Consider the following 2979-nt stretch of genomic DNA (forward strand, 5'->3'; position numbering starts at 1 on the left):
ACGCAACGTGATGTTATTGGTGCCAAGAAGAATCGCAATCCCACCGGCCAGCGATAACACGACCGCGAGGATTTCTCGTAGGCGTATTTTGAATTTTGTGTGCGACACAGCGCCGGAGTGATCGGATTCGATGATTCCGGTCTGCTGGCTGTGTTGCTGATCGTTAAAACCCTGATCGGTCATAGTGCCTCGATAGTCTTTCCAGCGGTATTACTCACCTTGAGCGAGTTGAATCCACGCGCCGTGGCGTTCATCTTCCTGCTCGATGAATTCGCGGAACTCTTCTGGTGAGGTACCTTCTGGGATGAGGTTCGACGCTTCGATGGTTTCGCGGAATTCTTCGGACTGTGCTGCTGTTTGAATGGCGTCAGCAAGCGTGTTGACAACATCTTCCGGGGTGCCTTCTGGAACAACGAGTCCGGTGAAGGATGCGTTTTGCAGATCAATGCCGAGCTCTTTGGCGGTTGGAACATCGGGCAATTCTTCCAGGCGTTCTTCAGCCAAGACAGCCAGGTAGCGCATCTCGCCACCATCAACTTGTGCTTTCTGGCTACCGACGGCATCGATGGAGAAATCGACGTCCCCGGCGGCAGCAGCTGCAATTGATGGAGCGGACCCGTCGAATGGCACGTTGACTAGCTCGATGTCGGCAAGTTCTTGCAGGCCTTGGGCGGGGTTATCCCATACGGACCCAACTCCTGGTGAGGAATAGGTGACCTCACCGGGGCGTGCTTTGGCGTCTTCGATCAAGTCATCCAGTGTTTCGTATGGGCTGTCAGTACTCACCGCAATACCGCCAGGACCGGATAATAGCTGGGATAAGAACTCATAATTTGCAGGGTCGATGTCATAGTCCAGATACTGCAGGGTCACGATTTCCGCGCCCACCATGACCATGTTGTAACCATCGGGTTCTTGTTCGGTCATCCAGTTGTAGCCAACTGAGCCATTGGCGCCGGGACGGTTTTCGACAATCACATTGACGCCGAGTTCTTCTTCCAGCTGTGGCGCCAGTGTTCGAGCAGACAGGTCACCAGAGCCACCGGCTTCCCATGGAACAACCAGCCGGATGTCTTTTGACGGGAAATCTCCGGCTTCGTCGTCACCGGCGCCAGCTGCGCAGCCGGTGGCAATGAGAGCGGTAACCGCAGCAACTGCTACGAGTTTGGCCGATTTAAAACGATGCTGTAGTGATGTCTTCAAGATTGTGCTCCCTAGACCGTGACAAACTGAGTGATGCAACACGCTTGGTTCCAAGCGTTCCTTGAGATTACCCAGCAATTGTGGGAGTGACCACATTATTGCCAAAAATTGCCAAAGTGTGTAATTTTGAAGGCCAGCTGGTCAGGCTGTACCGCTGATAAATGGCAAGGGGAGCTCATTTGGTCAAGCATCCGAAATCCGATCGGGTTCGCCTCAAAGACGTGGCGGAGGCTATGGGTCTGGCACCGTCAACGGTGTCGCGGGCTTTCACGGACCCTGAGCGCGGCAATTTTCAAACGGTCGAAAAGATTATGCGGGTTGCACATGAGATGGGTTACCGCCGTCAGCCCAATCTGCGAGCACCCCACGATGCTTTAGCTCGCACCATCAACATCATTGTCCAGGATTCTTCGAATCAGTTTTACGTAGGTTTCATGCACGGAATACTGGAGCGTGCACGACTTGCTGGATATCTGACAATTGTGGCAGACACCGGTGAGGATTTATCGATGGAACGGGCCTATATACGCCGGCTGAATCGTGCGGTTGATGGCATAATCGCTGCAGCGCCGACGACGCCGGACACCGAGCTCAGAGAACTTGCCCGCGCCACGCCCTTAGTGTTGTTCAACCGGGAAGTCAGTGATGTTAATTCAGTAGTCGCTTTTACTCCTGACGATGTCTCCGCGTTGGTCGATCATCTGCACCAGCTGGGACATACTCGGATTGTCTGGTGCGCGGGGCCCAAGTTTGCCTGGAGTAATAAAATCCGTACGGACGGCCTGGTCAAGCGCTGTGCTGAACTTGGCATAGAGCTGATCGTGACCGGGCCGTTTATCCCCACCGTTCGTCAGGGTCAGCTTGCCGCATCCAAAGCGCTCGAATATAAACCCACGGCGATCATGGGCTTTAACGATCAGTTAGCGGTTGGAATTATTCAATATCTTTTGGCGCATGGATATCGTGTTCCAGAAGATATTTCCGTTACAGGATTTGATAACACTCAATCAGCCAGCATCATCCATACCGGGCTTACGTGTCTGAACGCCCCACTGACATTAGCTGGCCACCGCGCCGTGGAAATCCTTTTCCGGCTCCTCGACGGCGACACGGCTACCCGCGCTATTCGACTCGAGGCGGAGCTAGTGCAGCGAGGCTCCACCGGACCAGCCCGAGAACAGTCTTATGTTCATTGAGGACCATCCCAGTGCTTGTCATGCGGTCCGGTGGGGTCACACTGGTTAGTCCCAGGAAGTGCAAGTCATAGTGCCATCGATGACTGCTCCCGATACCGATACGTCGTCGAAGGTCACCGACTCATCGGTGATCGTCAATCCGTCTGATACCTGTCCCTTATATGGCTGTTCATTGCCCATTTTCAACATGACGTGGTTTGATCCGGAAACCTTGAGCAGTGGCGGCTGGTTGTTGACCTTGCCAATAATGTTGCGAATGTCTCCCGTTGGCCCGGAGCAATATGCGTCAGTAAAAACAATCTCTTCGGTATCACCATCCAGTGTTACCGTGACGGTATTTGGAGCGGAGTCAGCGTCTTCGGATGGCTCTTGCGCAGTGCTTTGTGACGAGTCTTCTGCAGTCTGATCCGAAGCGTTATCAGCAGAGTCTGCCGTTGTCGGAGCAGTTGATGCCTCCTCGGGGAGGTCTTGTTGCTGGGGTGATGCTTCTGGAGAAGCTGAACACCCTGCAAGGAAAAGTAGGGATACGGCGGTGATAATCAAATTTCGTTTATTGTTCACGAAAGAATTCTATTCCTGC

At 53.5% G+C, this 2979-nt stretch carries 4 protein-coding genes; 1 reads left to right on the forward strand and 3 read right to left on the reverse strand.

Annotated features, from left to right (window positions below):
• A partial coding sequence (locus tag K8V32_RS00200) for a hypothetical protein (protein ID WP_303901146.1) occupies positions 1 to 183 on the reverse strand: 183 nt, incomplete at its 3' end.
• 27 nt (positions 184 to 210) lie between these two features.
• The gene (locus tag K8V32_RS00205) at positions 211 to 1203 is read right to left on the reverse strand and encodes a Bug family tripartite tricarboxylate transporter substrate binding protein (protein WP_303901148.1); all 993 of its coding nucleotides are present in this window, start codon (positions 1201 to 1203) and stop codon (positions 211 to 213) included.
• 179 nt (positions 1204 to 1382) lie between these two features.
• Here K8V32_RS00205 and K8V32_RS00210 point away from each other — a divergent pair, with 179 nt between their 5' ends.
• Positions 1383 to 2399 (forward strand): LacI family DNA-binding transcriptional regulator, encoded by a 1017-nt coding sequence (locus K8V32_RS00210; protein WP_303901150.1) that lies wholly within the window; start codon positions 1383 to 1385, stop codon positions 2397 to 2399.
• 45 nt (positions 2400 to 2444) lie between these two features.
• Here the strand turns inward: K8V32_RS00210 and K8V32_RS00215 are convergent, their stop codons facing one another.
• The gene (locus K8V32_RS00215; protein ID WP_303901152.1) at positions 2445 to 2960 is read right to left on the reverse strand and encodes a hypothetical protein; all 516 of its coding nucleotides are present in this window, start codon (positions 2958 to 2960) and stop codon (positions 2445 to 2447) included.
• Between the last annotated feature and the right edge of the window lie 19 nt (positions 2961 to 2979).

This window comes from Enteractinococcus helveticum (assembly GCF_020742345.1).
GTDB lineage: Bacteria > Actinomycetota > Actinomycetes > Actinomycetales > Micrococcaceae > Yaniella > Yaniella helvetica_A.